Source organism: Arthrobacter sp. GAS37 (assembly GCF_044908325.1).
Lineage (GTDB): Bacteria > Actinomycetota > Actinomycetes > Actinomycetales > Micrococcaceae > Arthrobacter > Arthrobacter ramosus.
This window is the reverse complement of record NZ_JBIYDB010000008.1, coordinates 120,657-146,712: the sequence shown is the minus strand read 5'-3', so window position 1 is coordinate 146,712 and position 26,056 is coordinate 120,657. Positions and strand designations below refer to the sequence as shown.

General features: G+C 65.1%; 35 protein-coding genes. 19 read left to right on the top strand and 16 right to left on the bottom strand.

Going from position 1 to position 26,056, the window contains the following annotated elements; all coding sequences use genetic code 11:
* Positions 1-24: 24 nt before the first annotated feature.
* Both ABH924_RS09650 and ABH924_RS09645 read right to left on the bottom strand, forming a co-directional pair.
* Positions 25-1,056: an aldo/keto reductase gene (locus ABH924_RS09650; RefSeq protein ID WP_404498342.1), complete on the bottom strand. Its 1,032-nt coding sequence runs from the start codon at positions 1,054-1,056 to the stop codon at positions 25-27.
* Between the two features lie 8 nt (positions 1,057-1,064).
* A complete protein-coding gene (locus ABH924_RS09645; protein ID WP_234754591.1) occupies positions 1,065-1,937 on the bottom strand; it encodes an NAD(P)-dependent oxidoreductase in 873 nt (290 codons plus the stop codon).
* A 380-nt stretch (positions 1,938-2,317) separates the two neighbouring features.
* Here ABH924_RS09645 and ABH924_RS09640 point away from each other — a divergent pair, with 380 nt between their 5' ends.
* From ABH924_RS09640 to arfB, 3 genes are read left to right on the top strand one after another with little or no spacing between them, the layout of a single operon-like run.
* Complete coding sequence (locus ABH924_RS09640; protein WP_404498340.1) at positions 2,318-2,572, top strand: hypothetical protein; 255 nt, start codon at positions 2,318-2,320, stop codon at positions 2,570-2,572.
* Between the two features lie 45 nt (positions 2,573-2,617).
* A complete protein-coding gene (locus ABH924_RS09635; protein ID WP_234754586.1) occupies positions 2,618-3,202 on the top strand; it encodes an HhH-GPD-type base excision DNA repair protein in 585 nt (194 codons plus the stop codon).
* Positions 3,203-3,253: 51 nt separating this feature from the next.
* Positions 3,254-3,676 (top strand): alternative ribosome rescue aminoacyl-tRNA hydrolase ArfB, encoded by a 423-nt coding sequence (gene arfB / locus ABH924_RS09630; RefSeq protein ID WP_404498338.1) that lies wholly within the window; start codon positions 3,254-3,256, stop codon positions 3,674-3,676.
* 5 nt (positions 3,677-3,681) lie between these two features.
* Here arfB and ABH924_RS09625 read toward each other — a convergent pair whose 3' ends face one another.
* The 5 genes from ABH924_RS09625 to trxA form a co-directional block, all read right to left on the bottom strand.
* Complete coding sequence (locus tag ABH924_RS09625; protein ID WP_404498336.1) at positions 3,682-4,062, bottom strand: carboxypeptidase-like regulatory domain-containing protein; 381 nt, start codon at positions 4,060-4,062, stop codon at positions 3,682-3,684.
* Positions 4,063-4,085: 23 nt separating this feature from the next.
* Positions 4,086-4,556, bottom strand: coding sequence for a cupin domain-containing protein (locus tag ABH924_RS09620; RefSeq protein WP_404498334.1), 471 nt, complete (start codon positions 4,554-4,556; stop codon positions 4,086-4,088).
* A gap of 114 nt (positions 4,557-4,670) precedes the next feature.
* Positions 4,671-5,042, bottom strand: coding sequence for a hypothetical protein (locus ABH924_RS09615; RefSeq protein WP_404498332.1), 372 nt, complete (start codon positions 5,040-5,042; stop codon positions 4,671-4,673).
* A 102-nt stretch (positions 5,043-5,144) separates the two neighbouring features.
* Positions 5,145-5,534: a heavy metal-responsive transcriptional regulator gene (locus ABH924_RS09610; RefSeq protein ID WP_404498383.1), complete on the bottom strand. Its 390-nt coding sequence runs from the start codon at positions 5,532-5,534 to the stop codon at positions 5,145-5,147.
* Between the two features lie 66 nt (positions 5,535-5,600).
* Positions 5,601-5,927, bottom strand: coding sequence for a thioredoxin (gene trxA, locus ABH924_RS09605; protein ID WP_404498330.1), 327 nt, complete (start codon positions 5,925-5,927; stop codon positions 5,601-5,603).
* Between the two features lie 560 nt (positions 5,928-6,487).
* Here trxA and ABH924_RS09600 point away from each other — a divergent pair.
* Positions 6,488-6,829, top strand: coding sequence for a hypothetical protein (locus ABH924_RS09600; protein WP_234754563.1), 342 nt, complete (start codon positions 6,488-6,490; stop codon positions 6,827-6,829).
* A 16-nt stretch (positions 6,830-6,845) separates the two neighbouring features.
* Here ABH924_RS09600 and ABH924_RS09595 read toward each other — a convergent pair whose 3' ends face one another.
* From ABH924_RS09595 to ABH924_RS09580, 4 genes are all read right to left on the bottom strand, one after another.
* Complete coding sequence (locus ABH924_RS09595) at positions 6,846-7,067, bottom strand: hypothetical protein (protein ID WP_404498328.1); 222 nt, start codon at positions 7,065-7,067, stop codon at positions 6,846-6,848.
* A gap of 48 nt (positions 7,068-7,115) precedes the next feature.
* Positions 7,116-7,646: an SDR family oxidoreductase gene (locus ABH924_RS09590; RefSeq protein WP_404498326.1), complete on the bottom strand. Its 531-nt coding sequence runs from the start codon at positions 7,644-7,646 to the stop codon at positions 7,116-7,118.
* A gap of 22 nt (positions 7,647-7,668) precedes the next feature.
* Complete coding sequence (locus ABH924_RS09585) at positions 7,669-8,304, bottom strand: dihydrofolate reductase family protein (RefSeq protein WP_404498324.1); 636 nt, start codon at positions 8,302-8,304, stop codon at positions 7,669-7,671.
* Between the two features lie 213 nt (positions 8,305-8,517).
* The gene (locus tag ABH924_RS09580) at positions 8,518-9,888 is read right to left on the bottom strand and encodes a phosphoribosyltransferase family protein (protein WP_404498322.1); all 1,371 of its coding nucleotides are present in this window, start codon (positions 9,886-9,888) and stop codon (positions 8,518-8,520) included.
* 184 nt (positions 9,889-10,072) lie between these two features.
* On the opposite strand from ABH924_RS09580, the gene ABH924_RS09575 reads away from it, so the two are divergent.
* The 12 genes from ABH924_RS09575 (at position 10,073) to ABH924_RS09520 (ending at position 19,737) form a co-directional block, all read left to right on the top strand.
* Positions 10,073-11,053 (top strand): CapA family protein, encoded by a 981-nt coding sequence (locus ABH924_RS09575; protein ID WP_404498320.1) that lies wholly within the window; start codon positions 10,073-10,075, stop codon positions 11,051-11,053.
* Between the two features lie 111 nt (positions 11,054-11,164).
* Positions 11,165-11,581: a hypothetical protein gene (locus ABH924_RS09570; RefSeq protein ID WP_404498318.1), complete on the top strand. Its 417-nt coding sequence runs from the start codon at positions 11,165-11,167 to the stop codon at positions 11,579-11,581.
* A gap of 184 nt (positions 11,582-11,765) precedes the next feature.
* Positions 11,766-12,284 (top strand): dihydrofolate reductase family protein, encoded by a 519-nt coding sequence (locus tag ABH924_RS09565; protein WP_404498316.1) that lies wholly within the window; start codon positions 11,766-11,768, stop codon positions 12,282-12,284.
* A complete protein-coding gene (locus ABH924_RS09560; protein ID WP_404498314.1) occupies positions 12,281-13,369 on the top strand; it encodes a DNA polymerase IV in 1,089 nt (362 codons plus the stop codon). The genes ABH924_RS09565 and ABH924_RS09560 overlap by 4 nt, the downstream gene beginning before the upstream one ends.
* A 140-nt stretch (positions 13,370-13,509) precedes the next feature.
* The gene (locus ABH924_RS09555; RefSeq protein WP_404498381.1) at positions 13,510-14,103 is read left to right on the top strand and encodes a sulfite oxidase-like oxidoreductase; all 594 of its coding nucleotides are present in this window, start codon (positions 13,510-13,512) and stop codon (positions 14,101-14,103) included.
* 10 nt (positions 14,104-14,113) lie between these two features.
* Positions 14,114-14,851, top strand: coding sequence for a ferredoxin reductase (locus ABH924_RS09550; protein WP_234754550.1), 738 nt, complete (start codon positions 14,114-14,116; stop codon positions 14,849-14,851).
* Positions 14,848-15,195, top strand: a complete 348-nt coding sequence (locus ABH924_RS09545; RefSeq protein WP_234754548.1) for a DUF6510 family protein — start codon at positions 14,848-14,850, stop codon at positions 15,193-15,195. Before ABH924_RS09550 ends, ABH924_RS09545 begins: the two co-directional genes overlap by 4 nt.
* Positions 15,196-15,287: 92 nt before the next feature.
* The gene (locus tag ABH924_RS09540) at positions 15,288-16,265 is read left to right on the top strand and encodes an MTAP family purine nucleoside phosphorylase (RefSeq protein WP_404498312.1); all 978 of its coding nucleotides are present in this window, start codon (positions 15,288-15,290) and stop codon (positions 16,263-16,265) included.
* Positions 16,262-17,326 carry an NAD-dependent epimerase/dehydratase family protein gene (locus ABH924_RS09535; RefSeq protein WP_404498310.1) on the top strand — a complete coding sequence of 355 codons (1,065 nt, stop codon included), beginning with the start codon at positions 16,262-16,264 and terminating at the stop codon, positions 17,324-17,326. The genes ABH924_RS09540 and ABH924_RS09535 overlap by 4 nt, the downstream gene beginning before the upstream one ends.
* Before the next feature lie 142 nt (positions 17,327-17,468).
* Positions 17,469-18,284, top strand: a complete 816-nt coding sequence (locus ABH924_RS09530; protein ID WP_404498308.1) for a glycosyltransferase family 2 protein — start codon at positions 17,469-17,471, stop codon at positions 18,282-18,284.
* Positions 18,281-18,988, top strand: coding sequence for a DUF2064 domain-containing protein (locus ABH924_RS09525; RefSeq protein WP_404498306.1), 708 nt, complete (start codon positions 18,281-18,283; stop codon positions 18,986-18,988). Before ABH924_RS09530 ends, ABH924_RS09525 begins: the two co-directional genes overlap by 4 nt.
* Positions 18,985-19,737 (top strand): methyltransferase domain-containing protein, encoded by a 753-nt coding sequence (locus ABH924_RS09520; protein WP_404498304.1) that lies wholly within the window; start codon positions 18,985-18,987, stop codon positions 19,735-19,737. The genes ABH924_RS09525 and ABH924_RS09520 overlap by 4 nt, the downstream gene beginning before the upstream one ends.
* Here the strand turns inward: ABH924_RS09520 and ABH924_RS09515 are convergent.
* Both ABH924_RS09515 and ABH924_RS09510 read right to left on the bottom strand, forming a co-directional pair.
* Positions 19,698-20,210, bottom strand: coding sequence for a hypothetical protein (locus ABH924_RS09515; RefSeq protein WP_404498302.1), 513 nt, complete (start codon positions 20,208-20,210; stop codon positions 19,698-19,700). The genes ABH924_RS09520 and ABH924_RS09515 overlap by 40 nt on opposite strands.
* Complete coding sequence (locus tag ABH924_RS09510; protein ID WP_404498300.1) at positions 20,210-21,427, bottom strand: molybdopterin-dependent oxidoreductase; 1,218 nt, start codon at positions 21,425-21,427, stop codon at positions 20,210-20,212. Before ABH924_RS09510 ends, ABH924_RS09515 begins: the two co-directional genes overlap by 1 nt.
* A gap of 112 nt (positions 21,428-21,539) precedes the next feature.
* Here ABH924_RS09510 and ABH924_RS09505 point away from each other — a divergent pair, with 112 nt between their 5' ends.
* Complete coding sequence (locus ABH924_RS09505; RefSeq protein ID WP_404498298.1) at positions 21,540-22,991, top strand: glycosyltransferase 87 family protein; 1,452 nt, start codon at positions 21,540-21,542, stop codon at positions 22,989-22,991.
* Here the strand turns inward: ABH924_RS09505 and ABH924_RS09500 are convergent.
* Positions 22,879-23,316 (bottom strand): MarR family winged helix-turn-helix transcriptional regulator, encoded by a 438-nt coding sequence (locus tag ABH924_RS09500; protein WP_404498296.1) that lies wholly within the window; start codon positions 23,314-23,316, stop codon positions 22,879-22,881. The genes ABH924_RS09505 and ABH924_RS09500 overlap by 113 nt on opposite strands.
* Before the next feature lie 153 nt (positions 23,317-23,469).
* On the opposite strand from ABH924_RS09500, the gene ABH924_RS09495 reads away from it, so the two are divergent.
* Complete coding sequence (locus tag ABH924_RS09495) at positions 23,470-24,165, top strand: maleylpyruvate isomerase family mycothiol-dependent enzyme (protein WP_404498294.1); 696 nt, start codon at positions 23,470-23,472, stop codon at positions 24,163-24,165.
* Between the two features lie 108 nt (positions 24,166-24,273).
* A complete protein-coding gene (locus ABH924_RS09490; protein ID WP_404498292.1) occupies positions 24,274-25,176 on the top strand; it encodes an alpha/beta fold hydrolase in 903 nt (300 codons plus the stop codon).
* 9 nt (positions 25,177-25,185) lie between these two features.
* On the opposite strand, the gene ABH924_RS09485 is transcribed toward ABH924_RS09490, so the two are convergent.
* On the bottom strand, positions 25,186-25,647 hold the full coding sequence (locus ABH924_RS09485; RefSeq protein WP_404498290.1) for a GyrI-like domain-containing protein: 462 nt from the start codon (positions 25,645-25,647) through the stop codon (positions 25,186-25,188).
* Positions 25,648-25,671: 24 nt separating this feature from the next.
* Positions 25,672-25,977, bottom strand: coding sequence for a hypothetical protein (locus ABH924_RS09480; RefSeq protein ID WP_404498288.1), 306 nt, complete (start codon positions 25,975-25,977; stop codon positions 25,672-25,674).
* Positions 25,978-26,056: the final 79 nt, after the last annotated feature.

Below are 26,056 nucleotides of genomic sequence, written 5' to 3'. Positions count from 1 at the left end.
CGGCGTCGAACCGGGCGCCTTGCGTTACCGGCCGCCCTCGATCTTCCTGCTGCGTTGGTTCTCGGCCATCGGGCCGTACGGATAGACGCCGACGCGCGGTTGGCTGGCCTGGGTGAGCCGGCCGGTTTCCTCGGGGCTGAGTTCCAGGTCTGCCGCGGCCAGGTTGTCCGCCAGCTGTTCCGTCGTGCGGGCCCCGAGGATCACGGAGGTCACGGCAGGCCGGTCCGCCAACCATGCCAGTGCAACCTGGGAGGCACTGACGCCATGGTCCGCTGCGATCTTTTCCACTGCTCCGATGACGTCCCACGTGCGGGGGTCATCGTTGCGGGCCTGCCACGCCTCCATGCCGCGTTCCGGGTTTTCACCCAGGCGCGTGGCGCCGGTGGGCGGCTCGTCGCGCTTGTACTTACCGGAAAGCCAACCGCCGCCCAAAGGAGACCACGGCAGCAGCCCGATGCCCGCATCCAGCGAAGCCGGAACGATCTCCGATTCGATCTCACGGACCAGCAGGCTGTACTGCGGCTGCAGGGTCACCGGTGCGCTCCATCCAAAGGCTTTAGCCAGATGGACGGCCTTGGTCAATTGCCACCCCAGGAAGTTGGAAAAGCCGTAGTAGGCGATCTTGCCACTGCTGACGGAGTCGTGCAGGAAGCGCAGCGTCTCCTCCAGAGGAGTAATGGGATCCCACGCGTGCATTTGGTAGAGGTCGATTTGCTCCACGCCCAGGCGGCGAAGCGAGTCGTCCAACGCCCGCGTGAGGTGGCGTCGAGAGGTGCCGACGTCGTTCGGCGCCGTCCCCATGGGGAAACGGCCCTTGGTGGCCAACACCACTTGGTCCCGCTCATCGGGCCGTTCGGACAGCCAGCGGCCGATGATCTCCTCCGATACACCGGCGCTGTAAACATCGGCGGTGTCAATGAAGTTGCCGCCGGCCGCGACGTAGCTGTCCAGGATGTCGCGGGACGTTTGCTCGGTGGCCTCGGCTCCGAAGGTCATGGTTCCCAGCGCGTAGTTCGAAACCACGGCGCCGCTGTTGCCCAAAGTGCGGTACTGCATGATGCTCCTCAATCCTCGACAGGGGTAGTGCGGTTCGAATGGTAAGTGCGCCAAGTGTGTTCGGGCTCGAACCCAAGCAGTCGCCTGGCCTTGTCGATGGAGAGCATCGTCTCGTGCTCTTCCAGCTTCTTGATCACCTTGACGTCCGGGAACACCTCCGCAGCGAGGCTGGCACTGGACCGGCTCATGACTGTGTCCGCGTTCGCGATGATGAATGCTTCGAACCCGGGCTTGCCGTTTTCGAGGGCCCGGGCCACAGCCTGCGCCCCGTCCCGGCCATCGATGTATCCCCACAGGTTCCACTTACGCAGCCTGGCATCGGAGTCGAAGGACGGAAACCGTTCGTAGTCTTCCACGTCCATGACATTGGAGAACCGCAGCCCCACGATGCTCAGCTCGGGGTCCCAGCGCGTCAACTCGATCGCCATCTGCTCTTCCAGATGCTTCACCAGCGAATAGGTGCTCTCCGGCCGGGCCGGGTATTCCTCATCCACCGGGATATAGGGAGGGTCGACGTCGAACGGCAGGCCCAGCACCGTCTCACTTGAGGCGTAGACAACCTTCTTGATGCCGGCCCGGCGGGCCGCCTGGAACACGTTGTACGTCGAAAGCATGTTGTTCTCGAACGTCGCAACATCCGGGACGATGCCGGGTGCTGGAATGGCCCCCAGATGCACAACGGCGTCGAAGCCACTGTGCCGGTCGTCCAGCCCCAGGAACACATCCAGCACCTGGCCGTAGTCACGCAAGTCGACGATCGCCAGACCTGGACTCCGCTCGCCCGCTCGGTCCAGGTTCAACACCTGGTGCCCGTCCCCGCTGAGCCGGCGCACCACGTGCCGGCCCAGCTTTCCGCTTCCACCCGTCACTGCAATTCTCATCGGTACTCCCTCGCTATAGCTCGGCGGTCTCAATCGACACTAGGGCACAAACCTGCTCCGGCGCGTGGCCCTCCCGGTCCTAGGACAGCCAGACACCCGCTCCCGCGTAATTGCGTCCGCGGATGTATTTCGCCGACACGGCCAACTTTTTCGGCAATTCAACTTGTGCCCGAGCCGCCGATCGTCCACACTGGCTACAGATCCGCAGGAAAATGTTCCGCCGATCAAGCCCGCCGGACTCTACGGCCAGCAACCGCCCCATCACAGAATGCCGGGCAACCCCTCTCGAACCACCGCTTTCCGCCTCCCCGGGTGCGCCCGGCCCCGGAAGCCCGTGACCGCTGAGAGTCCCGGCACTTCCCGCCGAGAAAGAGACCACGATGATCAAACGCCACTCGGACGTCGTCCTGGAAATCACCGCCCACGACCCTGACACGATAGAAAACGACCTGAACACCGCCGTCGAAATCGCCCGCGAACACGCCGTCAACGAGCGCCGTCACGGCATCCTCGTTACACAGCACGGATTCACCAGGTACACCGTCGCCATCAGCCGCGACGTTCCCTATGGGGAGACACTCGAACGGCGCGAATTGCCGGCGAGCTCACAGACGGAGACCGAACCAGGCTGCTGAGTTGACCACCATGACGCGAATCAAAGCAAGTGGGAGGATGGGCGCATGGAACTGCACATTACTGGCGACCCCGCCGCCGACCAACTGCTCAGCGATGACGCGTTCGCACTTCTCATCGGCATGCTGCTAGACCAACAGGTGACCATGGAGTCTGCGTTTGCCGGACCCGAAAAGATCCGGACGCGCATCGGGTCCATGTCCCCTGCCGCAATCGCCGAATATGACCCTGCAGGTTTCGTTGAGGTCTTCAAGGAGCGTCCGTCCGTCCACCGTTTCCCCGGCTCCATGGCCGGCCGCGTCCAGGATCTCGCCGCGACCGTTCAGCGCGATTGGAATGGAGACGCAACCGCCATCTGGACCCAGGACGAGCCCGACGGCGAGGAGGTGCTCCGCAGGTTGAAGGAATTGCCCGGCTTCGGAGAGCAAAAGGCAAAGATCTTCCTGGCGCTGCTCGGCAAGCAGCGCGGACTCCAGGCGCAGGGTTGGCGTGAGGCTGCCGGCGCCTACGGCCAGGAGAGCGCATTTCTTTCTGTCGCCGACATCGTGGATCCGGAGTCGCTGAGAAAAGTACGCGCCAACAAGCAGGCTGCCAAGGCAGCCATCAAAGCTGCGAAGGCATCCGGGAGCTGAGAAGCACGGGACGGGGCTCTGTTCCCTCCCATATCGTGAAACGCTTGCAGCATGGATCTCGAAGTGTCGCCCGCGCTCACGATTCCGACGTCGGAACTCGGCTGGCGGTTCTCCCGCTCGTCAGGGCCAGGCGGTCAACACGTCAACACCTCGGACAGCCGCGTCGAACTGTCATGGAATGTCGCCGGCTCCGCAGCGCTTTCCGATGACCAACGGCTGCTGCTTGTCACCCGTCTTGGAGCACGTCTCATCGCCGGGGTGATCACGGTGACCGCCTCCGAGCAGCGGTCCCAGTTGCGCAATCGCGAGATCGCCATGGCCAAGCTCTCCCGCCTCGTGGCAGAGGGTCTTGCTCCCGAAGCTGCTGCCCGCCGGGCGAGCAAACCGACCCGAAGCTCCAAGCGTCGGCACCGGGTCGCAAAGGAACAGCGAGCGGCGACGAAACAGCAACGAAAACGACCTTCCGCTGAGTAGCTCGCTTATCGAATCCCGCTGTCAACAACCAGCGTGATGTGAACGGGGGTCTTCGAGATGACCACGGGCTCGGTGGCCGTCGAAACGTAACCCCCGACGTTGCTCGCCTTGATCACGTAACGACCGTCAGGCAGCGTGAGACGGAAGGCCCCGGTTCCATCGCTCAGTGTCGAGCCCCGGACAGCTTCCCCGTCCAAGGCGACAACCGCGGCCCCTGGGACGGGGCGCGGCGGACACTCCTGACCGACACGTTCGACGGGACACACAGGGGCTGTCAGGACAACACCGGTGACAACCCCGCTGTGTTCGGTGTCTGGACCGCCTGGACCGGCGCATCCGCACGACCACAGGACCGCGGCCAGCAGGACCATGACGAATCGCTTCACTTCACTCACCAACACGTGTCGATTCAGGGAGCAGGATGAATGGGATCGATCCAGGGGACTATTTCCGGGGGTTCAGCGGACTCGATATCCAGATTAATGACTATTGGATCCTGACCGCTGCGGACAAGCACGCAACTGAGAAGCTCGGTCTTGCTCGCGTTGATCTCTTGGTGGGGCACAAACGGCGGAACAAAAATGAAGTCGCCCGGCCCGGCCTCTGCGACAAACTCGAGGTTGTCTCCCCATCGCATACGTGCCCGGCCGTTGACAACGTATATGACGCTTTCCAGTTCTCCGTGATGGTGGGGCCCGGTTCTGGCATTGGCATCGATGGTGACGGTGCCCGCCCATAGTTTGCTGGCCCCCGCCCGGGCATATGTGATTGCCGCCGCCCTTGCCATGCCAGGCGTTTGCGGCGTATTCGGATCGAGTTGCGAACCTGGAATGATTTTGACTCCGTGGTTGCGCCAATTCGACTGTGGCTCAGGGCTCATTTCTTCCCTCCGCAAAGCAGTGGCCGCGCCCCCTGACACAATGATAGGCGCGTCAGATAATGACCGCGGTTGGGTGGCCCACCCAGCCTTGCCGGCTTTCGCTCAAGCCAAGCCTCAGGAACAGGTTCTCAGGAAGCCCGTGGCACCAGCACGTTCGTGGAAGGTCACGGTGTGGCCGCTGTCGTCATGGAATACCGCTCTCTGGCCCTCCACGGTGATGGTGCCCGGCTGGTAGGGGTTGCCCCAGCCTGCTGGCGGATTGCCGTGGCCGTCGTCCAGCGGCTGCTCGGCAACAAAGAAGGAGCCCTCCACCTGTACTTCGTAGATGCCACAGTGCGTGAAAAGAGCAAAAGGGACGCCAGAGGCAGCGGATGTTGTCGGACTGGCAGGGACGTTGCTTTGCCGCGCTGCCGGCAGCGCACATCCGCCCAACACCGCCAGCGCGGCTGCCCCGACGGCGATACCTTGGCTGTATCGTGTTGCCATACGCAAAGCCTCCCTGGCGACAACTGCGCGGTCAAGAACCTGGGATCCAGAACGCGAACTTTCGCGAAACGCTCGTAGGACTGCTGATTCCGGCGCAGTCATTCAGAGGTAGCTGCAGATCCGCTCGGCGTCGCACGCATCCGGGTCCGCGGCGGCCGCGACGGCGTGGTAGTCAGCGACGGTGGCGCGCAGCGCGACGAGTTCGGCGATCTGCGCGTCGAGGTCGGCCAACTGACCCGCCAGAAGGTCGCGCACATGGGTGCAAGGGGCACGGCCCGCGTCACGCAGAAGCAGGATTTCGCGGATCTGCGCCAGCGCCAGTCCTGCCGAGCGTCCGCGGCGAATGAAGTCGAGCCTGTTAACGGTTTCGCCTGTGTAATCGCGATATCCGTTGGCGGAGCGTCTCGCAGCCGGCAGCAGCCCGTGCTCTTCGTAGAACCTCAAGGCCTTGCTCGTCATACCCGCCGCTTGGGCGGCTTCACCGATTCGCACCATGCACCTCGTCTTCCCCCATTGACCTCCCACTGTAGGGGAAGGCGCTCATGGGGTGAAGCAGGGCTAGCGCAAGTATTCAGCGAATTCCATTTCGAAGTACTGCTTCGCCCCGACGCCGATCACGGAGATTATTCGTTCGCCATCCTTGAACAAGAACACCGACGGAACAGAGCTAATCCCGAAGGCAGCCGCGGTTTCCGGATTCTCATCGACATTGACTTTCACAACGTCGATTTTGTCGGCGTATTCGACCGCGAGCTGTTCCAGGACCGGGGTAAGCCTGGTGCAGGATCCAGACCAATCCGCCCAGAATTCCACGACGACGGGTTTGGCTGACTTCAGCACTTTGGCGTCGAAGGACGCGTCAGTGACTTCTTTGGTTCTTGCCATGCTTTTTCCTCTTCTTGAATGCGTTCCACCTTGGCACCTTCCCCTAAGGGAAAAGTCAAGGGGGGAGAATCTGGTGATGGGGTACGGCCGTCGGACTGGCGGCTTGCGCGAAAAGCCATCAAGCTAGGTGGGGGGAACGAGGGAAGGAACGCACTCCCTCCGCACAGGAAGGCCCCGCAATTCCCAGCTCAAAACGACCCCTCACTCCATGGATCCGCACGTACCTCAAGGGCAGCGACGCGGGCCGCGCAGACGCCAAAGGCCTCGGCACTCTCAGACCTGTCGAGCCGGCCGCCCGGCGGGAGGGTAAGCCCCTCCTCGGCGCAGACCAGGTCTACGTGATGAAGAACGGAAAGGAGTACCATCCCGCGTGGTGCCGCATTGTGGCCGACAAATGGAACAGCGCCCCTAGAGGGCTGCTTGTGACCCTTTTGGCCGACGTCGGGACGCGGGCCAGGTGCCGGGAATGTGATCGATCCTTGAGATCAGTCACGGAATCCTTAACGAGGGAACACGAAAGACACCCCAGGCCCACCCGGCAGCCTGACACGGTAATCCCGTTGCGAGTCGTCGGGTTCTCCCACGGAATCCTGTTCTTGGGGGCGGGGCCGAAATATCAGGAACTCCTCAAGCAGACCGCGGTCGAGCCGGCGACTCCGCTGCTCGTCGATGGTCGTCGGCACGGCATGCTGCTGCGGGTGGACGCATCCCGCCAAGAGCCACTCCTGGTTATCCAGATGGATCCCCGCGCCAAGTTCCGGAACGGCGCTTATCAAGTGCGCTTGCGTCTTCCGCTGCGGCGCTCGGCCACCAAACCCTATGCTGTGGACTCCATTGAGCCGGCGGCGCGGGCCCGGCATGCCGCTCTGCACCCGCCGGTCGTTGACGACTTGGGAACTTGATCCGGAACCGGGGGCGTCACCTCCGGACAGCTCCGGGCACGCTCTCGGTGAGGAATTCCTCCCAGGTCCTGCGCCCGACGGCTCTGTCCTCGGACAGGTTGGCGCCTTCCCGGATTGCCTTGGCGGCCTTCCCCGGCATGTGAACGGGGACGAGAAGTCGTCGCTGACCGGCTGCGGCGAGATAGGAGCGGATAAGGTCACCCATCGGGTAGCAGGCCGGGCCCGCGAGATCGGGCACGAGGCCGGCGGGCTGACCGAGAGCGAGCTCGACGAGCCGGTCCGCGACCTAGCCGGCGTCCACCGGTTGGAACCGGAAGCCCTTCGGCACTGGAACGACCCGAAGCTTGGCCATGGCCCGCGAGGTGAGCAGGGTCAGCTCGAAGAACTGGGTGGCGCGGAGGGTACTGAACGGAATCCCCGACTCGGCCACGACCTGCTCCGCGTCCCGTTTGGACGCGAAGTAGCCGAAAGCCGCACGGTCGAAGCCGCTCATGACCGGGATCGTGTCCGCCCCCACGACTGAGATGAACACAAGATGCGCCACACCCGTGCGGGAAGCCGCGGCGACGAGGCGGCGGGCCTTGTCGCCGTCGCCCTTCTGCGCTCCGGCGCAATGCACCACCGTCCTGACACCGCTCAAGGCGGCCTCGACTCCGTCGCCAGTGTCTAGGTCGCACTGCGCGAATTCGATGCCTTGCTCGGGTGGAGGGGCATGACGGCCCGCCACTCGCACTGAGTGGCCCCCGTCCCGCAGGCGCGAGGCCACGAGCCTCCCGAGGGTGCCGGTACCGCCCGTCACCAAAATCGTCGGGTTCATGACCATTTCCCTTCGGATTGGCTCATGCCGGACCGTTGCCCGGCGGACCGCGGAGCACGGTGGGGATGTACTCGAGCAGCTGGAGCCGACCGTCGAAGGTCCTGCTCTCGACCATCTTGAGCGAGACGTCCGGATAGCCGTCGTAGATCCGTTCCCGCCCGGTGCTGCCCGTGATCACCGGGAAAACGACCACCCGGAACCTGTCCACGAGTCCAGCGGTCAGCAGCGACCGGCACAGGCTCAGGCTCCCGAGAGTGCTCAAGGGCCCGGTCCCGGTCCGTTTCATCTCGGCCACGGCCTTGACCGCGTCCCCGGTGACCAGTTCCGAGTTCGGCCACGTCAGGGGCGCCCGCAGTGTGGAGGAGAAGACGACCTTCGGCACCGCAGCAAGGCCGGTCAGGGTGGCCCCCTCGTCCTCGGAGAATCCCGCGCCTTCGGCCGCGGCCTCCTCTGACATCCCGGACATCAGCCGGTAGGTGTTCGCGCCAAGGAGGAAGGTGTAGCCCTTCTCCCCCTCCCGCTGAAGCCAAGCCAGGTATTCCGGCCCCTCCAGACCCCACCAGCCGGGCCATCCCACGGCCGAGGCATACCCGTCCAAGGATATGATCAGGTCGACCATCAGGTGCGCTGATGACGCCTCTGCCGCTGTCTCACCCATGACCGTCTCCTCGAATTTGATCGACGTCAGTGACCGCCTGGCCCTCGGCCAAGGACAGCCGGGTCCCGTGGCGGCAATGCTAGCCCTGGAGCGATCAGACGTTCAAGGGGCAGTCTTCCCGGACCTATTGACGTGAGGCAACAGGGGGGCCGGCATCCGGCCTCTGGTTCAAAACAGCACGCCAAGGTCCGAAGCCTCGGTTCCCTGCCCGACCTACCCTCGCGGCAGGTACTCAACGAACCAGTCCACGGCGAGAATCGCCGCCGCCTCCAATGTTCCAGGTTCTTCGAACAGGTGGGTGGCCCCCGGGACAAGGTCCAGCCGGTTGGGGCAGCCCATCACGGCTTGCGCCCGGCGGTTGAGTTCGAGCACCCTGTGATCCGCGCTGCCGACAATCAGGAGTGTCGGGGCGCGGACAAGGGCAAGCCTCGCACCCGCCAGATCCGGACGTCCTCCCCTTGAGACGACTGCGCCGATCTTCTCTCCCAGGTCGGCCGCCGCCCACAACGCGGCGCCGGCGCCGGTACTCGCTCCGAAGTATCCCACGCTGCATGAGGCCGTGTCCGGCCTTCTGCCGAGCCATCCGGTTGCCGCGATCAGCCTCCGCGCAAGCAGTTGGATGTTGAACACATTGGCACGATTGAGCTCCTCCCCCGGGCTGAGCAGGTCAAGCAGCAAGGTCCCCAGGCCCGCCCGCTGAAGCGTTGTGGCGACGAATCTATTTCTCGGGCTGCGGCGGCCGCTACCGCTTCCATGGGCAAACACCACCACTCCGGCAGTCGATCGGGGAAGGTGGAGGTGTCCTTGAAGCCACAACCCGTCAATGGGGATTCGGACCTCCTCATCGAGGCCACGGTCATCTGCGGTCGAAGACGCGTTTCGCAGGCGCTCGGCAGCAGCGTCAAGCAGCCACACCACCTCGTCGTCGCCCGTCGGTGAGAAGTCACGGTAGTGGTAACCGACAGCCGTGAGTCGCGGGGGCGTGGCAAGGCACACCACCTCGTCCGGCTCCGTCAATCTCGCGAGGATGTCGGCCGCGGCGACAGGAACAGCCAGAATCACTCTGGCTGCCCCCAGGTTCCGTGCAATGCGGCATGCCACCCTGGCGGTTGAGCCCGTAGCGATCCCGTCATCGACGACGACGGCGATGCGGCCCCCCAGATCGACGCGGTCTCGGCCAGTACGGAAACGCGCCACCCGGTCCTTGAGGATAGCCCGCTCCCGTCCCTCAACAGACTGCAGTTCTTCCCGTTTGACCCTCGTGGCTGAGAGAACGCTTCGTTCGAGCGCATATGCGCCATCCTCCCCGATAGCTCCCATCGCGAGTTCGGGCTGGGACGGGACTCCTAGCTTCCGCACGACGATCACATCCAGCGGCGCGTCCAAGGCCACTGCAACCTCAAAAGCCACCGGAACGCCGCCGCGTGGCACCCCTAGGATGACTGCCTCTTGGCCGCGCAGATGCGCCAGCCTCTGCCCCAACTGCCGCCCTGCGTCAGCCCTGTCCTGAAAAATTCCCATCGCCGCGACGTTCCCATCCAGCTGCCGCGCCACGTCCGGACTGGAACGCAGCAAGAAATACACGCGGGGCGGCCTCCTGATCCAACTATTCCCCACGAATCCGGACCATGCGAGGCCTTTGCGCGAAGAACCGCTGAATCGGCACCCCTTCCGGTCCGACGGCGGATATCGCGTCTGACAGTTGACTGGCACCAGGCGACGAACCGGCCCATCCTGATAGCAAAACCTGCGAGTTGGAGGTGGAAAAGTGCGGATTGCGCTCCTCGGGGATGTCATGCTCGGCCGGCTGGTTAACGACGAGCTCAAGGTGGCTGCTCCCGACTATCCCTGGGGCGACACCCTCCCGGTCCTTCGGCAGGCCGACGTCAGATTCGCCAATTTGGAATGCGTACTCGCGGACGACGGAACGGCTGCGGCAGGCAAGATGTATCACTTCCGCTCGGATGCCAAGAACGTGGAGAGCCTGCTCTCCGCGGCGATTGACGTGGTCTCACTCGCCAACAACCATGTGCTCGACTACGGAGTCGATGCTCTGTTGGAAATGCTGCCGACACTCGATGAGCACGGGATCCTGAGCGCGGGGGCAGGGATAGACCTGGAATCTGCCCGCCGACCGGCGGTCCGGCGGGTCGGGTCAACTGCGGTCGGCTTTATTGCTTTCACCGACAATGAACCGGGCTGGGAGGCAACCGCCCGAGCTCCCGGAATCTACTATGTCCCTGTGGACACCGGTGACCGCCGGGTGAAGGAATTGCTGGACTTGGTCCGTTGGACGAAAGACCAAAACCAGCTACTGGTCGTTTCGGCACACTGGGGCGCCAATTGGGGGTCCAAGGTCCCGCCCGCGCATCAGAGTCTGGCCCGGGCATTGATAGACGCAGGGTCCGACGTCGTGTTCGGGCATTCGGCCCACATTTTCCGCGGCGTCGAAATTTACAGGAACCGGCCCATTGTCTACAGCGCCGGCGACTTTGTGGATGATTACGCGGTTGACCCGGATCAACGCAACGATCAGTCGTTCGTCTTCCTCCTGGAGACAGAAGGAAACGTGCCTTGCATGTTGCGCCTGTATCCGACGAACATCGGCCGCCTACAAACCCGGCTGGCGAGCCGGAGCGCCGTGAACATCGCCGAGCGGATGCAACGGCTGAGCAGGCAGTTCGGCACCCGGAGCACGTGGATCGGGGGCGACAGAGTCTTGGAAGTACCGATCGACGTGGCCTCATGACCGTGGAATTGCTGCTGGCACGGGAATCATGCCGGGTTCCCGTCCGTTCTCTCCGTTGATGACCTGCTTTCGTAAGCGGGATAGACACGACAGGAAGTTTGGGGACAGACCATGACGTTGAACGAAACAATTGCCCGTCTCCGGGCCGGACACCTGATGGTCCGCGACGCCCAGGAGTGGGACGAACTATCCACTGACCTGGGACGTGCCTACGACAGCAAAGACGATGAACTCATTGAACAGCTGCAGCCACAGTTCCTCCAGTCATGGAGGACGGTCACAAGATACGTCCTCCGCGACACCTTCGACTCAGCGGGCATCGCAGTCACCGACCCCAGCCATCCATGGGGAATCGCAACGCTCACCGCGAAGGGAACCAGTTGCGAGCCACTCCTCTGCCACGCCGACGAAGCCAGCACCGAAAGGGCAAGGGCCGCCACCAACGGCGGTCTCCAATTGCTCAATTTCGCGGACACCATGACCAATTACACCGACTGCCTGACGCGCCTGTTCGACGAGCTGGACTGAGCAACGTTTCCAACTCGAGGGGCCAAGCAGAGCTAAGTCATTGAATTCGTAGCCTCGGCGCAAGCTCTTGCCTTCCCGCAGCGCGCGCCGAAAAATGGGGCGTGTGGATGTCGATTCCGCGATATCCCCCTCGACGTCAAAGCGGACGCGGTTTCGGCTCGCCGTTTATGCAAGGGAGCGCACCATGGGAATCATCGTCGTCGACCTGTTCAGCACCCTTGACGGGGTCTACCAGGCGCCTGGCGGGCCCGACGAAGATCGCGAGGGCGGTTTCGAGTTCGGCGGCTGGCAGGCACCGTACCTCGACAAGGAGTCCGGCGAGGCAATCGGGGCGGGCATCGATCGCCTCGACGCGCTTCTCCTCGGGCGGAAGACGTACGACATCTTCGCTGGTTTCTGGCCCACCGCACCTGCCGACGACCCGATTGCGGCCCGGTTCAACTCCGTGCCGAAATATGTCGCATCACACACGCTGACCGACCCTGATTGGGCCGGGACGACAGTGCTGACCGATGTCGCATCCGAGGTCCGGGCGATCCGCGGCACAGGCAAGCGGATCTTCCGGGACGGTACCGTTCCAGCCGCCTTCGCGGTCACCCAGCCGCCTCGGGCCTTCCCGAAGGGCGCAATCTGGCTCGTCTACGAGCGCGCGGGCGATGTGGTCACGGGCGTCGATATTGAGGCGGAGCGTGCGGAGACATGACAGCTGGTGTCGTGAGTGGAATCCCGTGGGTGCTGCACGTTGATCTCGACCAGTTCATCGCGGCGGTCGAGGTGCTCCGACGGCCGGAGCTCGCGGGCAAGCCGATCATTGTCGGGGGTCGGGGGGACCCCACGGAACGGGCTGTGGTGTCGACCGCGTCCTACGAGGCCAGGGCGTTCGGTGTGGGTTCCGGAATGCCCTTACGCATTGCGGCCCGGAAAGTGCCCGACGCCGTGATCCTGCCCGTCGATCAGGAGGCTTACCTCGCGGCGTCTGAAACGGTGATGGCTACCCTGCGCGCGCAGCCCGGCGCCACGGTGCAGGTGCTGGGTTGGGATGAAGCCTTTGTGGGCGTTGAGACGGAGGATCCGGAAGCCTACGCCCGCCAGATGCAGGCGGCTGTCCTCGCGCGAACGCGGCTGCATTGCAGCGTGGGCATCGGCGACACCCTGGTCCGGGCCAAAGTCGCCACCGGGTTCGGCAAGCCGGCGGGCGTCTTCCGCCTCACCGCCGGGAACTGGCTCGATGTCATGGGCAGCCGGCCCACCAAGGACCTGTGGGGCGTCGGAAGCAGGGTGTCGGCCCGGCTGGCCAAACTTGGCATCAACACAGTCGCCGAACTCGCCGCCTCCGACCCGCAGGAGCTGGTCCCGGAGTTCGGCCCCAGGATGGGTCCCTGGTACGCGCAGCTTGGACGAGGCGACGGCACCAGCGTTGTGGACGACACCCCGTGGGTTGCCCGCGGGCATAGCCGAGAGACCACCTTCCAGCAGGACCTGACCGATCCGGCCCAGGTGGAGGACGCAGTGAGGGATCTGACGGCGCATGTCCTTGAGGATGTTGTGGCCGAGGGAAGGCCCGTCGTCGGGCTGACCCTGAAGGTCCGCTACGCGCCGTTCTTGACCACGACCCAGGGGAAGAAGATTCCGGAGACCTTCGACCGGAACGAAATCCTCGCGCGGGCCTTGGACCTCGCAGCCGGAATCGAGGCAGGCCGTCCGATCCGGCTCCTGGGCCTGCGGGCCGACATGGCAATGCCCGACGATGCCCGAAAGGGACATACGCCCACGCGCGGCGGCTGGTGACGCCGCCATTCCCTTCCTTACCAGCGTGGAGGGGTGTTCATTTGGCCCCCAATCGCTAGTGTCTAGACCGCGCCCGGCCGTTGCCCTATCGTTGGGGAACCGAGCACAGTCGGCTTGAGTCTCCGCATCGGAGGTACATGGTGGGCATCATCTCGTCTGGATTTCACGGAAGACGGCAGAGCGGCAATCCAGCGTTGCCACCGGGACAATACGAAACCGGCAGCTTCCCGGTCCTTACCGCCGGCCCCGCTCCCCGGATCCCCACTGACGACTGGGAATTCTTCATCACCACCGAGGCAGGGCAGCGTCATGCGTGGTCCTGGGACGCATTCATGGCATTGCCGCAAATGGACATCCATACGGATATCCACTGCGTGACCAGCTGGTCCAAGCTGGGCACCACGTGGCGCGGAGTGTCCCTGGATACTCTGTTTGAGAACGTGGAAACAAACTGCAGGTTCACCATGGCCCACTCTTACGGCGGATACACGACCAACGTCCCGCTCCCGGACCTTCTTGGCGACCGGGCGTGGGTGGCCTGGGAATTCGACGGCGAGCCGCTTGAACGCGCCCACGGCGGACCTGCCCGACTCCTCGTGCCGCATTTGTACTTTTGGAAGAGCGCAAAGTGGATCAACGGCATCGAGTTGACGCAGGATGACATTCCTGGTTTCTGGGAATCCAACGGCTACCACCTCCACGGCGACCCGTGGCGGGAAGAGCGCTACTCATGAGGTGCGCCGGATGAGCACGCTATGGCGCGTGGCCGACGTCGTCAGCAGCATGCCCGAAACGGAAACCGCCAGAACCATAGGGCTGCGGGTGAACGGCCTGAACGGTAACCTCGCCGGACAGCACATCGACATCCGCCTCACTGCAGACGACGGTTACACGGCCGTGCGTTCATACTCCGTGGCGAGGGCAGGCGTGGACGAGACCTTGGAGATCACCGTTGACGAATTGGCCAACGGGGAAGTCTCCCCCTATTTGGTCCGGGAACTGGCGGTCGGGGACCAGCTGGAGATCCGAGGGCCGGTGGGTGGCTGGTTCGTCTGGAAACCGACGGACACGAACCCCGTTCAGCTGATTGCCGGAGGATCCGGCATCGTGCCGCTCATGTCGATGATCCGCGCCCACCACGCATCGGAAAATCCGGCACCGTTCCGGCTGCTCTATTCGCTCAAGTCGCCCGAAGCGGGGTTCTATGCGGAAGAACTCCAAACCTTGGGCGAGGAATCCCGCAAGCTGATCATCGACTACGTCTACACACGCAAGGCGCCGGAGGGTTGGCCGACTCCCCCGCAACGGCTCACGGCGGAAACCCTGCTGGCCAACGTGTTGCCGACGGACCCCACCCCGGAGATCTTCATCTGTGGCCAGACTGTCTTTGTGGAAACGGTCGCGGAATGGCTTGTGCAGGCGGGATATCCCGCCGCTTCGATCAAGACCGAGCGCTTCGGTGGAACAGGAGGAACCAGGTGAGTGGCAACAACGGCTCCGATTCTCCAGGCGCTAAGGATCGGGGCCTCGAGGATCAGGACATCGCTGGAATCGCCGGCAATGCGATACCGCATCTGGACGGAAACGCGGTGGCCGGACCCCTGTGGGAACTGTTCCGCTTCGATATTGTCGCCGCGATCGGACGGTGCAAGCACTGCGGCGCGGTCCGCGTCTTCGGGGAGACGATGGTGTACGTCGACGCGCCGGGAATCGTTGTGCGGTGCGCTTCCTGCGAGGGCGTGCTGCTGCGCCTCGTGGAGACGCCCACGCGGTACTGGCTCGATGTCAGCGGACTCAGCTATCTGCAAATCGACCGCGAGGGCTAAAGTAATCCGATCCGCCTGTCCCGGCGCCCGCGTTCCGGACCCGTAAGGATTCCACCCGCGACGGCGGGCGCCGGCGTTGGGATGATGGGGTCATGTCATCGCTCCTGGAACCCCTCGCAGAACCCCGCTTGGCACCCCGCGCACGGATTGGAATCATTGGCGGCACCGGCCTCTACAAGCTTTCCGGGGCCGTGGTGCTCGACACGCTGGACATCCCGACCCCGTTCGGGCCTCCCTCCAGTCCGGTCACGATCGCCCGGCTCGCCGCACCGGACGGCCCCGGCCGCGAGGGCGACGATGGCCCCGGCCGCGACGGCGGCCCGGTGGTCGCATTCCTGAGCCGGCACGGCCGTGGGCACAGCGTTGCCCCCCAACAGATCAACTACCGCGCCAACTTCTGGGCCCTCAAGAGCCTGGGCGTAGAAGCAGTTATCTCCTCCGCGGCCGTTGGCGGACTGGTTTCCAGCCACGGAACCGGCACTTTTGCCGTACCTGATCAGGTCCTGGACAAGACCTGGGGCCGTGCGGACACCTTCTACGACGGCTCGCTGCCCACCGGGGTGCAGCACCTGCCCGCCGCCGAGCCCTACAGCGCCCCATTGCGCGCGGCACTCATCGCCGCACTGGAGCGCCAGAGGGAAGACTTCGCCGCGGCGGCCACCGTGGCCGTCATTAACGGTCCGCGCTTCTCCACCAAGGCCGAGTCCGCGGCCCTGGTTCAGTCCGGCGCGCATCTGATCAGCATGACCCAGTACCCGGAACCGATGCTCGCGGCGGAGTTGAACATGCACTTCGCCGCGCTCGCATTCATTACGGATGCCGACACAGGGCACGACGGCTCCGAACCCGTCACGGCGGAACTGGTGTTGAGCCGCCTGGCGGCCGCGCAGCCGCGGATCCTCGCGGTGTTGTCCGACGCCGTGATGACTGTGTCCGCCCGCCTGGCCGGCGCTGAGCCAGCGGACGACGGCGGGATGTGGCGGATGGCGCTCATCCCGGCTACAGCGGTGTCCACCGTGATGGGCACCGCCGGCCCTGTCCGCCCCGGCACGGGACGGACAGTGCCGTGAGGATATTGGTCACCGGCGGAGCCGGTTTCGTAGGCAGCCACATCGTCGATGCTGCTGTCGTACGTGGCTGGGAGGTCCGGATCCTGGACTCATTGGATCCGGCAGTGCACCCGGATCGACCGCCGGGAATTCCCGGCGTGCCCCTGTTGGTGGGCGACGTCGGAGACCCAGCCGCCGTGGCCGCGGCGCTGGCGGGAGTCGACGTCGTCGTCCACCAGAGCGCCAAAGTCGGCCTCGGCGTGGACTTCTTCGATGCTCCGGACTACATCCGCAACAATGATCTGGCCACGGCTGTGCTCCTTGCAGGCATGGCCGCCTCAGGCATCGACAAGCTTGTCCTGGCTTCCTCCATGGTGGTCTATGGCGAGGGCGCCTACACCGACTCAGCGGGCAGGCCGGTGCGCCCGGATCCGCGCCGGGTGGAGGATCTGGAGCACGGAATCTTCGACCCCCGCGACCCTGCCACCGGCGAGCTGCTGTTGCCGGCGCTGGTCAGCGAAGAGGCGGTCTTGGATCCGAGGAACGTCTATGCTGCCTCCAAACTGGCCCAGGAGAACCTGGCTTCCGCGTGGGCGCGCTCAACCGGAGGCACCGCCGTCGCACTCCGGTACCACAACGTCTACGGGCCTCGGATGCCCAAAAACACCCCCTACGCGGGCGTGGCCAGCCTGTTCCGCTCGGCACTGGCCCGCCGGGAGGGCGTGCGGGTGTTCGAGGATGGCGGACAGCGGCGCAGTTTCGTCCATGTCAGGGATGTTGCCGAGGCAAATCTGTTGTCCATTGACGCGTTGGTGGCAGGACGGATTGCGCAGGGCAGCCTGAGGGCATACAACATCGGCGCCTCGGAGGTCCACACCGTTGGAGAGATGGCCGCGATCCTGAGTTCTGCCAGCGGGGCGGCTGACCCTGTGGTCACAGGCGAATTCCGGCTAGGCGACGTCCGGCATATCACCGCCAGCTCGGCCCGGGCCCGGGCCGAGCTGGGTTGGATCCCCAAGCACGGTTTTGAGGACGGCATGCACGAGTTCGCCACCGCACCGTTGCGCGGGGATCAACGCTAGAAGGCCGGCCCCGGCTTCAGCGGCGGCCCGGGTTCAGGGAGGCCGCAGCAGGCGCCTGTTCGGGCCCGTCGGAGGGCAAACGTCCCGGTTCCGTAAGGATTTTCGCCTGTCGCGCCGGGCCTGTGGATTCTACGGTCAAAGGGTGGAGAAAGAGCAGAGCGGTTCACCCGATGGAATCGGCATGGCCGGCATCCAGGGCGGACCAGTTGACGACGACGGCGGTCCGCCCGCCGCGCTGGTAGACGTGGTATTGCCGTGCCTCAACGAGCGTACGGCGCTTCCCAAAGTGCTCGGGGCCTTGCCACCCGGATACCGCGCGATTGTCGTAGACAACGGGTCAACCGACGGCTCCGGTGCCCTGGCCGCCAGCCTGGGGGCCACCGTCGTCGACGAACCGAAGCGCGGCTTTGGCGGGGCGGCGCATGCCGGACTGCTGGCGGCCACGGCGGAGTTTGTGGCCTTTTGCGATTGCGATGGTTCGCTGGATCCCGCCCAACTTGCCCCGATGCTGGAGCTCGTCCGCACCGGTCGTGCCGATCTGGTGTTGGGTGCCCGGCGTCCTGCCGGCGGTGCCTGGCCGATCCACGCCCGCTTGGCCAACATAGCCTTGAGCCGGCGGTTGCGCCGGCTCACGGGGATCCCTGTCACGGATCTTGGCCCCCTCCGCCTTGCCCGGCGCAGCGCTCTCCTGGGACTGGACCTCAGGGACCGGCGCAGCGGCTACCCGCTGGAGATGTTCCTCAAGGCCCACCGCGGCGGCTGGCGTGTAGTCGAGATCCCGGTCGACTATGCGCCCCGCTTGGGGAAGTCCAAGGTCACGGGGACACTCCGCGGAACCGTCACGGCCCTCAAAGACATGGCGACGCAATTGGCCGCCGCTTCGCTGCATTCTCCGGGGACGAAGAGCCGAAGACGAGCCGATCGACCAGAAGCCGATGCCCAGGGAGCGACGCCGTGAACGTCACCATCGCCGTCATTGCCAAAGAATGCATCCCCGGCAGGGTCAAAACGCGGCTCACTCCCCCGCTCACCCCGGAGCAGGCCGCAGCCTTGGCCCAGACCAGCCTGAGCCAGACACTGGAAACAGTGCGGTCCCTTCCCGCAGCCAGGCGATTGCTGGTGTTTGACGGCACGCCGCAGCATGGGGACGCTGCGGGTTTTGAAGTATTCACCCAGGGCACCGGCGGCCTGAACGAACGGCTGGCGGCCATCTGTTCACTCGCGGCCGGACCGCTGCTGATCCTGGGCATGGACACGCCCCAGTTATGCCGGGACCAGTTGGCCCCGCTGCTGGCGGACTGGGCAACCCCCGCTCCGGTAGCGCTTCGCCGCGCGTGGCTCGGCCCGGCGTCGGACGGCGGTTTCTGGGCGTTGGGCCTGTACCGGCCCGACGGCGGTCTGCTCCGCGGCGTGGAAATGTCCACCCCGCAGACCGGGGCCCACCAATTGGATCGGTTGGCCGGCGCCGGCCTGGACGTGGGACTGTTGCCCGTCTTGACGGATGTGGACTACTTCGCAGACGCCCTGGCTGCCGCGCAACAATGCAGCGGCACCCCCTTTGCGCGCGCAGTCGAGCGGTTGGCCACGGGGCTGCCGGCGGCGGGTATGCAGGTTGAAGTGCCGTCCGCGGTCGCGCCCTCCCGAAGGACTGCCCCGCGATGAGCATCCAGGCAGCCCCCAGAGGTACCGACGCCCGCGACGCCGACGCTTTTGCAGCGGACACCGGCCCTCTTGCCCTATTTGGACAAGCTCTATTTGGACAGGGTGGCCACGAACCGTATGCCCGTAGCCTGCCCCTCGGCCTGGGGCGTCTGACGCTGCGTCCGGAATCTGCCTGGCGCGGAACCATCGGGCCGGTCCACTTCAACATGCTCGATTGGTCCGCCTCAGCCACGGCAAGCGAACGCGAACTGCTGCGTACCCTCCGTGGGCCCGTTCTCGATGTGGGCTGCGGCCCAGGCCGGATGCTGGAGGCCGCCCGGGAACTGGGGCTGGCCTCCCTGGGTGTCGATTCGAGCCCGGCCGCGGTGCGGCTGGCAACCGACCGCGGGGGCGCGGCCATCCTTGGCTCCATCTTTGACCCCGTCCCGCACGAGCGAGGTTGGGGTTCTGCCCTGTTGCTGGATGGCAACATCGGCATCGGTGGAAACATCCGCATGCTATTGGAGCGCGTTGCCTCAGTACTGGCGCCGGGCGGGCAGGTGCTGGCAGAGGCCGAAGCCCCGGATTCCCTCGACGTGGCCTATCTGGCGGTGCTGGAGGATTCCGACGGACGCGCCAGCGCCGCCTTTCCCTGGGCCCGCGCCGGCGCGAAAGCGCTCGCCTTCCACGCGGCCCGGGCGGGGCTGGATACCGCTGGTACCCGGACGGTTCAGGACCGGGTGTTTCTGACCTTGGAACGGCGGCCGTAGAGTCCGGCGGCGGCCACAACCGCAGCCGCGGCGACCACCAGGACCACCCAGAAAACGCCCAAGGCCAGCGCATAGTCCCCCTGCAGGACGGTGCCGTTGGCGCCGCTGCCCGGCCCCCTTGGCTGAAGCACCTGCTGGGCACGGATCAGTGGGGCTGCGAGCAAGGTCACCACCGCCCCCACCAGCAGGGCGCCGCGCACTATCCCCTGTTGGACAGGGCTCAGGCCATACGTCAGCCGCGACAATCCGCCGCCGGCCAACGTTGTCAACGGAACCAGCACGCCGTCGTGCACCAACAACGCCACGGCAAGCCAGGCCGCCACACCGATCAGCTGGGCGGGCGGCACATTGGCCAGGAAACCGAAGATCGCATAACCGAGGGCCACCAGGCCCAGGGCGCCCAAGGCCGCCCTCACCCACCAGACGGTCCTGTGTCCCGCCGGCGCCGACGAACGCACCAAGGGAAGTCGCATCAGATCACCTCCACTTTATGCACCCATTTCGTCTGCAGCACTCCCGGCCGGCCGGGTGCGATGATCCGTGCCGGATAGCCGTGGTCGAGGTCCAGGGGTTCACCGTTGAGCTCGAGCGCCAGCAATGTCTGCTCGTCCTGGCTATATGCGGCGGGCATGAAGGAGCGCCCGTAGACGCCGCCCTTCTCCATGCTGGAAATCTGCAACTCGGCATCCGCCGGGGCGCCCACCGTTGCCATGAGGTCCCGGATCCGGACACCACGCCATTGGGCCCCTTGGCTCCAGCCCTCCACGCAGGCGATGGGCAATCCGTAGCTGTACTGCGGCAAGGCCGCCAGCTGTGCCAGAGTGAACGTCTTCTGCACCGATCCCGAGGACACGGTCAGCACCCAGTCGGGGGCCAGCGCAGCCTCCGCCACACCGGCTTGGGCCGCGGTCCTGTTGATGGGTACTCCCTGCGGGCCGGTATCCATTCGGCGCGGCGCGAAGAGGTTCAGGCCCGACAGCCAGGCAAAAGACTGGCCCGCCGTCGTTAAAACGACGACGCCGGTGCCAGCGGTGATTGCCGCCAGGAACCCCCTGCGGCTCAAACCGTGACCGGTTCCAGGCTTCACCGCAGCCGGAACCGTTTTGCCGGCCGGCCCTTCCCCTTCAGTGTCCGAAGCGATAGCAGCCGCGTCCGATCGACGGCTCCAATGGGCCAGGATGAGGGGCATCTTGACAGCGATGTGAAGCGCCAAAGAGCCGATGATGACCCAGGCCAGCCAATAGTGGACATCCCTGAAGGAAAACGGCCAGGGGTACCACTGGAAAGTGTTGAGCAATCCGATGGTGACTTCCACCAGCGAAGCGGCCACAAAGAGCGCAATCGAGGCCCGTTCGAGTGCGTGCACCACTGATTTTAGCGGCGGCCAGCGCAGGAGTTCGGGGAACACGGACCATAGCTTGGCCGCCAGGAGCGGGATGGAAGCTATCCCGGTGGTGATGTGGATGCCCTGCGTAGCCACGTAAAGCCACACGGGACGGGTAAGGAAAAGCATCCAGGTTGGCGGATCCTGCAGAAGGTGGCTGAACAGCCCGGTCAAGAAGCACACAGTGAAGGCGAGGCCGAGCCAACGGCCCAGCACCACCGTCAGCCGCCTGCTGCGCAAGGGCGAGGAAAACCGTCCGCTCACCGCTTCCATCCGCTGTTGGAGGAAAGTGGTCAATCTGTCCATACCCTGATCAGACCACCTGGACCCGCCCGTCGTCCCGGTCCAGACCTTACGAAAGGCAAACGGTCCTTTGGATTCATGGCCCACCGGCCTGCAAGTGATGCAGGATCAAAGGGTGAGCGAATCAACACCCCGGCGCGCGTCCGGAAGCGACGCATCCGGGCCGGTCGGAAGCCGCTCGCCGGAAAAGCGGCCCTCGCACGCCGGCACTTCGGCTGCGGTGGTGGCGCTGGCCCTGGTGGCTTTGCTCGCCGTCGTCGTCTGGTGGACGGTTACTACCGATCCGTCCGCGGAGTGGGTGTCCCCCCTTGGCACGCTGGCGGCCTGGACCGTCTTCGTCCCGGCGGCACTGGTGGCGCGCCGGATCCCGGCGCGCTTTGCGGCCGCCGTCGTGCTCCTGGGCTCCCTTCTGGTGGGAGCCGCGGCTATCGCCGCACCGCCGGCCACGAGCAACGACTCCGCGCGCTATGCGTGGGACGGCATCGTCCAGAAAGCCGGAATCTCCCCTTATGCCCACGTTCCGGCGGACGAGGCGTTGCGGCCGCTGCGTCCGGCCTGGCTGTTCCAGGACGCCGGACCGGACGGAACATGCCATAGCAATCCCTTCCCCACTGGTACCGAGACCACCACCAACATTCCCGGCGGCAGCACCCTGTGCACGGCCATCAACAGGCCTGCCGTGCCCACCGTCTATCCGGCGGTGGCGGAGTTGTATTTTCTAGCAGTGCGGCTCATCCCTGGTTCCGAGGTGGGTTTCATCGCCTTCCAGCTGGCCGGGCTGCTGCTCAGCCTCGCCATCACGGTGGCGCTGCTGGCGTTCCTGCGCCGCACCGGAAGGCCCGCACACCAAGCCGTGTGGTGGGCATGGTCTCCGCTGGTGGCCTTTGAAGCCATCAACGGTGCGCACGTGGATGCGTCGGGCGCCGCTCTGGCCTTGGCGGCAGCGCTGCTTCTGGTGGGCGGGCGCACGCTGGGTTCCGGTGTGGCCTTTGGTGCGGCGGTGGCCACCAAGCTCATTCCAGCCGTCAGCGCCCCGGCCCTGCTGTACCGTCGGCCGGTCCGCTTCGTCGCCGCGGCCATTGCCACATTTGCCATGGCGTACGTACCGTATGTCCTCGCCAGCGGTTCGGCAGTACTGGGCTATCTGCCCGAATACCTTCGATCGGAGGGATACGACGGGCAGGACAGCCCGCGCTTCACCCTGTTGAAGCTGGTGCTCCCGGCCAGTTGGGCTGGGCCGGCCGCACTGGTGCTGCTGCTCGGTCTGGGCTTTTACGTGTGGCGGTCCACTGACGCCGTCCGGCCTTGGGACGGGCAGGTCTTGATGGTCGGAGGAATGCTGCTGATCGTCTCGCCCAGCTACCCCTGGTACGCACTGCTGCTTCTGCCCTTCGTCGTGCTGAGCCGTCGCTACGAGTTCACTGCCATCGCTCCCGTGCTGGCCCTGATGTATTTCACCGGGGCCGAACCCTACGGCCAGTTGGCGGCGCGATGGGGACTGGGCGCCGTCGTCGTGATCCTGGCGGTTGCCACGGTAGTGAGGCGACGGCAGCATGCAATCGGGTAGTCGGGCGTCGATCCGGCGCTAGAAGACCGCCCAACCCGGAAACAGCCACCCGCTGCGAGCGCCCATCCAGGCGGCTACGTTCCCGGGTAATATGCCCGTGCGCTTCCAGCCTCGAAAGTGTCTGTCCCATGGTCTGCGCCTGCACCCGGACTTTGGCTGAAAGCCGGGCCTGCACCATGGACCCTTCCGTATCGAGCACTTCCAGCGCAATGACCCCCGCATGGGTCAGGCCCAGGACGGCAAGCTCTCCATTCCAGGCATGCTCGACCAGTCGCGCTGCAGTCGAGAGCAACCGTGGAGTTGTCCAGTCGTTTAAGTCCGGCATACTCCCACCATAGTAAGCCTGCTTCATATCTGCAGCTTGTCTGTGTGGAATGGGTGGACCCGAGGCACGGTTGGTGTGGCCGTCCGCCCCGTCTTCGAGCCAAGATCCGCTGCTGGAATTCAAGGAAACCAGCTGGCAGATTATGCTCGGCATATGTCACCGGATCGCTATCTTACTGAGCTGGCCAGCAGCCTGGACCGCCTAGGCGTCTTGGCACGCCAGCCCGAGGACCTTCTGACTCGTCCGGTGCCGGCCTGTCCTGACTGGACGCTCAAGGATCTCTTCGGGCACCTGGGGTCAATCGAACGTTGGGCAGCCGAAATAGTCCTTTCGGGGAAGTTCGTCGAGGAATCGGCACCACCGGCTACCGGAGCCGTAACGTGGTTCCTCGAAGGCACGGACGCCTTTCTCGGGACAATGGCGGCGCTAGATCCCGAAAAACCGTGCTGGAACTTTGGCCCACCCCCGCGCAAAGCCGGGTTCTGGCGTCGGCGCCAGGCACATGAACACGCCGTCCACCTCATCGACGCGTACCAAGCATCAGGGTTGGCGGTCCCCTCTTTCGCAGAAGATTTCATGCTCGACGGAATCGACGAAATCCTGACAATGTTCACGCCGCGACAACTTCGGCTGGGACGGATGCCCCAACCGGAAGGGGCAGTGACCTTCCAGGTACCCGGGGACCGCAGATGGAAGGTCGGCCAAGGGTCCGCCGAGGCCTCGATTACCGCCCCGCTACACGGGATGTACCTGGGTCTCTGGGGCCGGTCAAGTCTCGTGGAAACGGCGATCATCGAAGGCGATAAAGACCTCGCGGTCCGCGTTCTGCAAGGCCCCCTCACCCCCTGACCGCGAGGTTCCGGCATATGCGCGTCGTGGACCCGCCCGTCGTCGTTGCTCCCGTCCGTCACCTCTGCGGCTACGAACCCGTCTTAGAGAGCAGGAGCGAAGGCGACCATGAATGTTCAGCAGAAAAGCGCCCCCGCGTTGCGGCGGCAAGTCCTTCCCACGGAGCTGGGTCCCTGCATGGTGCGTATCCAGGAGGGTAGCCGGGGACCGAGTGGCGCGTCCGGCACCCCGGAGGTCTACATCCACGGCGCCGCGGGATCCTGGACCACTTTCCAGGCTCTGCTTTCCGGGGCACCTGCCCAAGACCGGGTCCTGATTGACCTGCCGGGCTGGGGCGAATCCACAAAGGGTGCCCGGTTCGAAGAGTTCAGCATCGAGGCGATGGCACTCGCCGTCGCCGGGGTGCTGAACGCGCTCGGCTACCGGCGGTGGAACCTGGTGGGCCACTCCATGGGCGGCTTCCTGGCCTTGCACATGGCCGCGGCTTGGCCGGAACAGACCGCCAGCATAGCCGCCATTTCAGCCACCACCTTCGGCGTGTCCGAGGCATCCCGGACGCCGTTGCGCGGTCTTCGCGGATTCGCGGCGTTCACCGGCATGCTGCTGGCCATGCGCTCCATGGCGGTCCTCGGTCCGGCAGGAACGGCCCTGGTACGCACGATCGCCGCCACACCCCTCATGCGACCGTTGATGTCCCCGTTCTTCGCAGATACGGCAGCCGTTCCACCGGCGGTGTTCCGCGAGCTCGGCGACGATGCCCGGCCGGCCAGCTTCTCCGCTGCCACCAGGGCCGCCGCCCACTACGATTTCGGCCAGTGGCGCGGTATCCTCTGCCCGGTGCTGGCAATCCGCGGCGACAGCGATGTGTTCACGCCCGAGTCTGATCTGGCCCGGTTGGCAGTTATGGTCCCCCACACCCGGCTGGCGACAATTCCGCGCTGCGGCCACTTTGCCCACGTCGAGCAGCCCGATCAAGTGCTACGGCTGCTCGACGAACTGTGGTCCCGGTGAAGCGGTGCCCTACTTCAAAAGGTGCACGATCGTCGTTTCCGTGTCGGCCGAATCGGGTGTCGGATCTCCGTAGATCTCCCAGGAGTGCCCGGCAGACTCCCTGTGATTCGCCGCTATCCACTCCTCGATCGCGGTGTATGCCTCGTCCATGCGGTGGTATGGCCCATGATGGACTGCTACGGCAGCCTGGCCCGCGGGCGTTTCAGTCGCGTATACCTCGCCCACCGTTTCAAAAGTGCGCGTGACTTCGACGCCGAAGTCGCACTGAAGGGGCGCGTCAGGCTTGTTCGGGTGGTGGTAAACGAAGATGTTGTGGCCGTCCGTCCACAGACCCGGCTGACTGCGAATGAAGTCCCAGACCTTGCCCACCGCAGGCCCCCAGGCCGAGCCAATTTCGTCCGGCGCGATCTCACGCCGGACGGCGGCCAGCATGCGCGGACGAACAGTCTGTACGTTGACAGGGACCGTCATGCTAGGATCGGCCCGGATCGTCAGCTAGTACTTGTCCGCAGAGTCGACGGATTCCCCCACGGTGACTTCAGGGGCCACCTTGGGATCGCCGCCGACCGAGCCGATGAACGCCTGGATCTCTGGATCACCGAAGAATTTCTGGAATGCCTCTGTCGATTCCCATTCATCGACCACGAGGACAAACCCGTCCCCGACCGCGAACTGATGGTGGATCGCGCCCGCCGCCCGGCCGCGCTCGCCCCACTGGCGGTACTCGTCCGCGCGTTCCCTGAGCGACTTGGCGAAAACGCTCGTGTCACCGGAAACCTTGGTTGCAATGATGACGGACATGATTTGACCTCCTATGGCCTGAGCTCGGCTCGTGGCAGCCGACCACACGACGATGCGCCTGAACGGTCTGACACGTGAA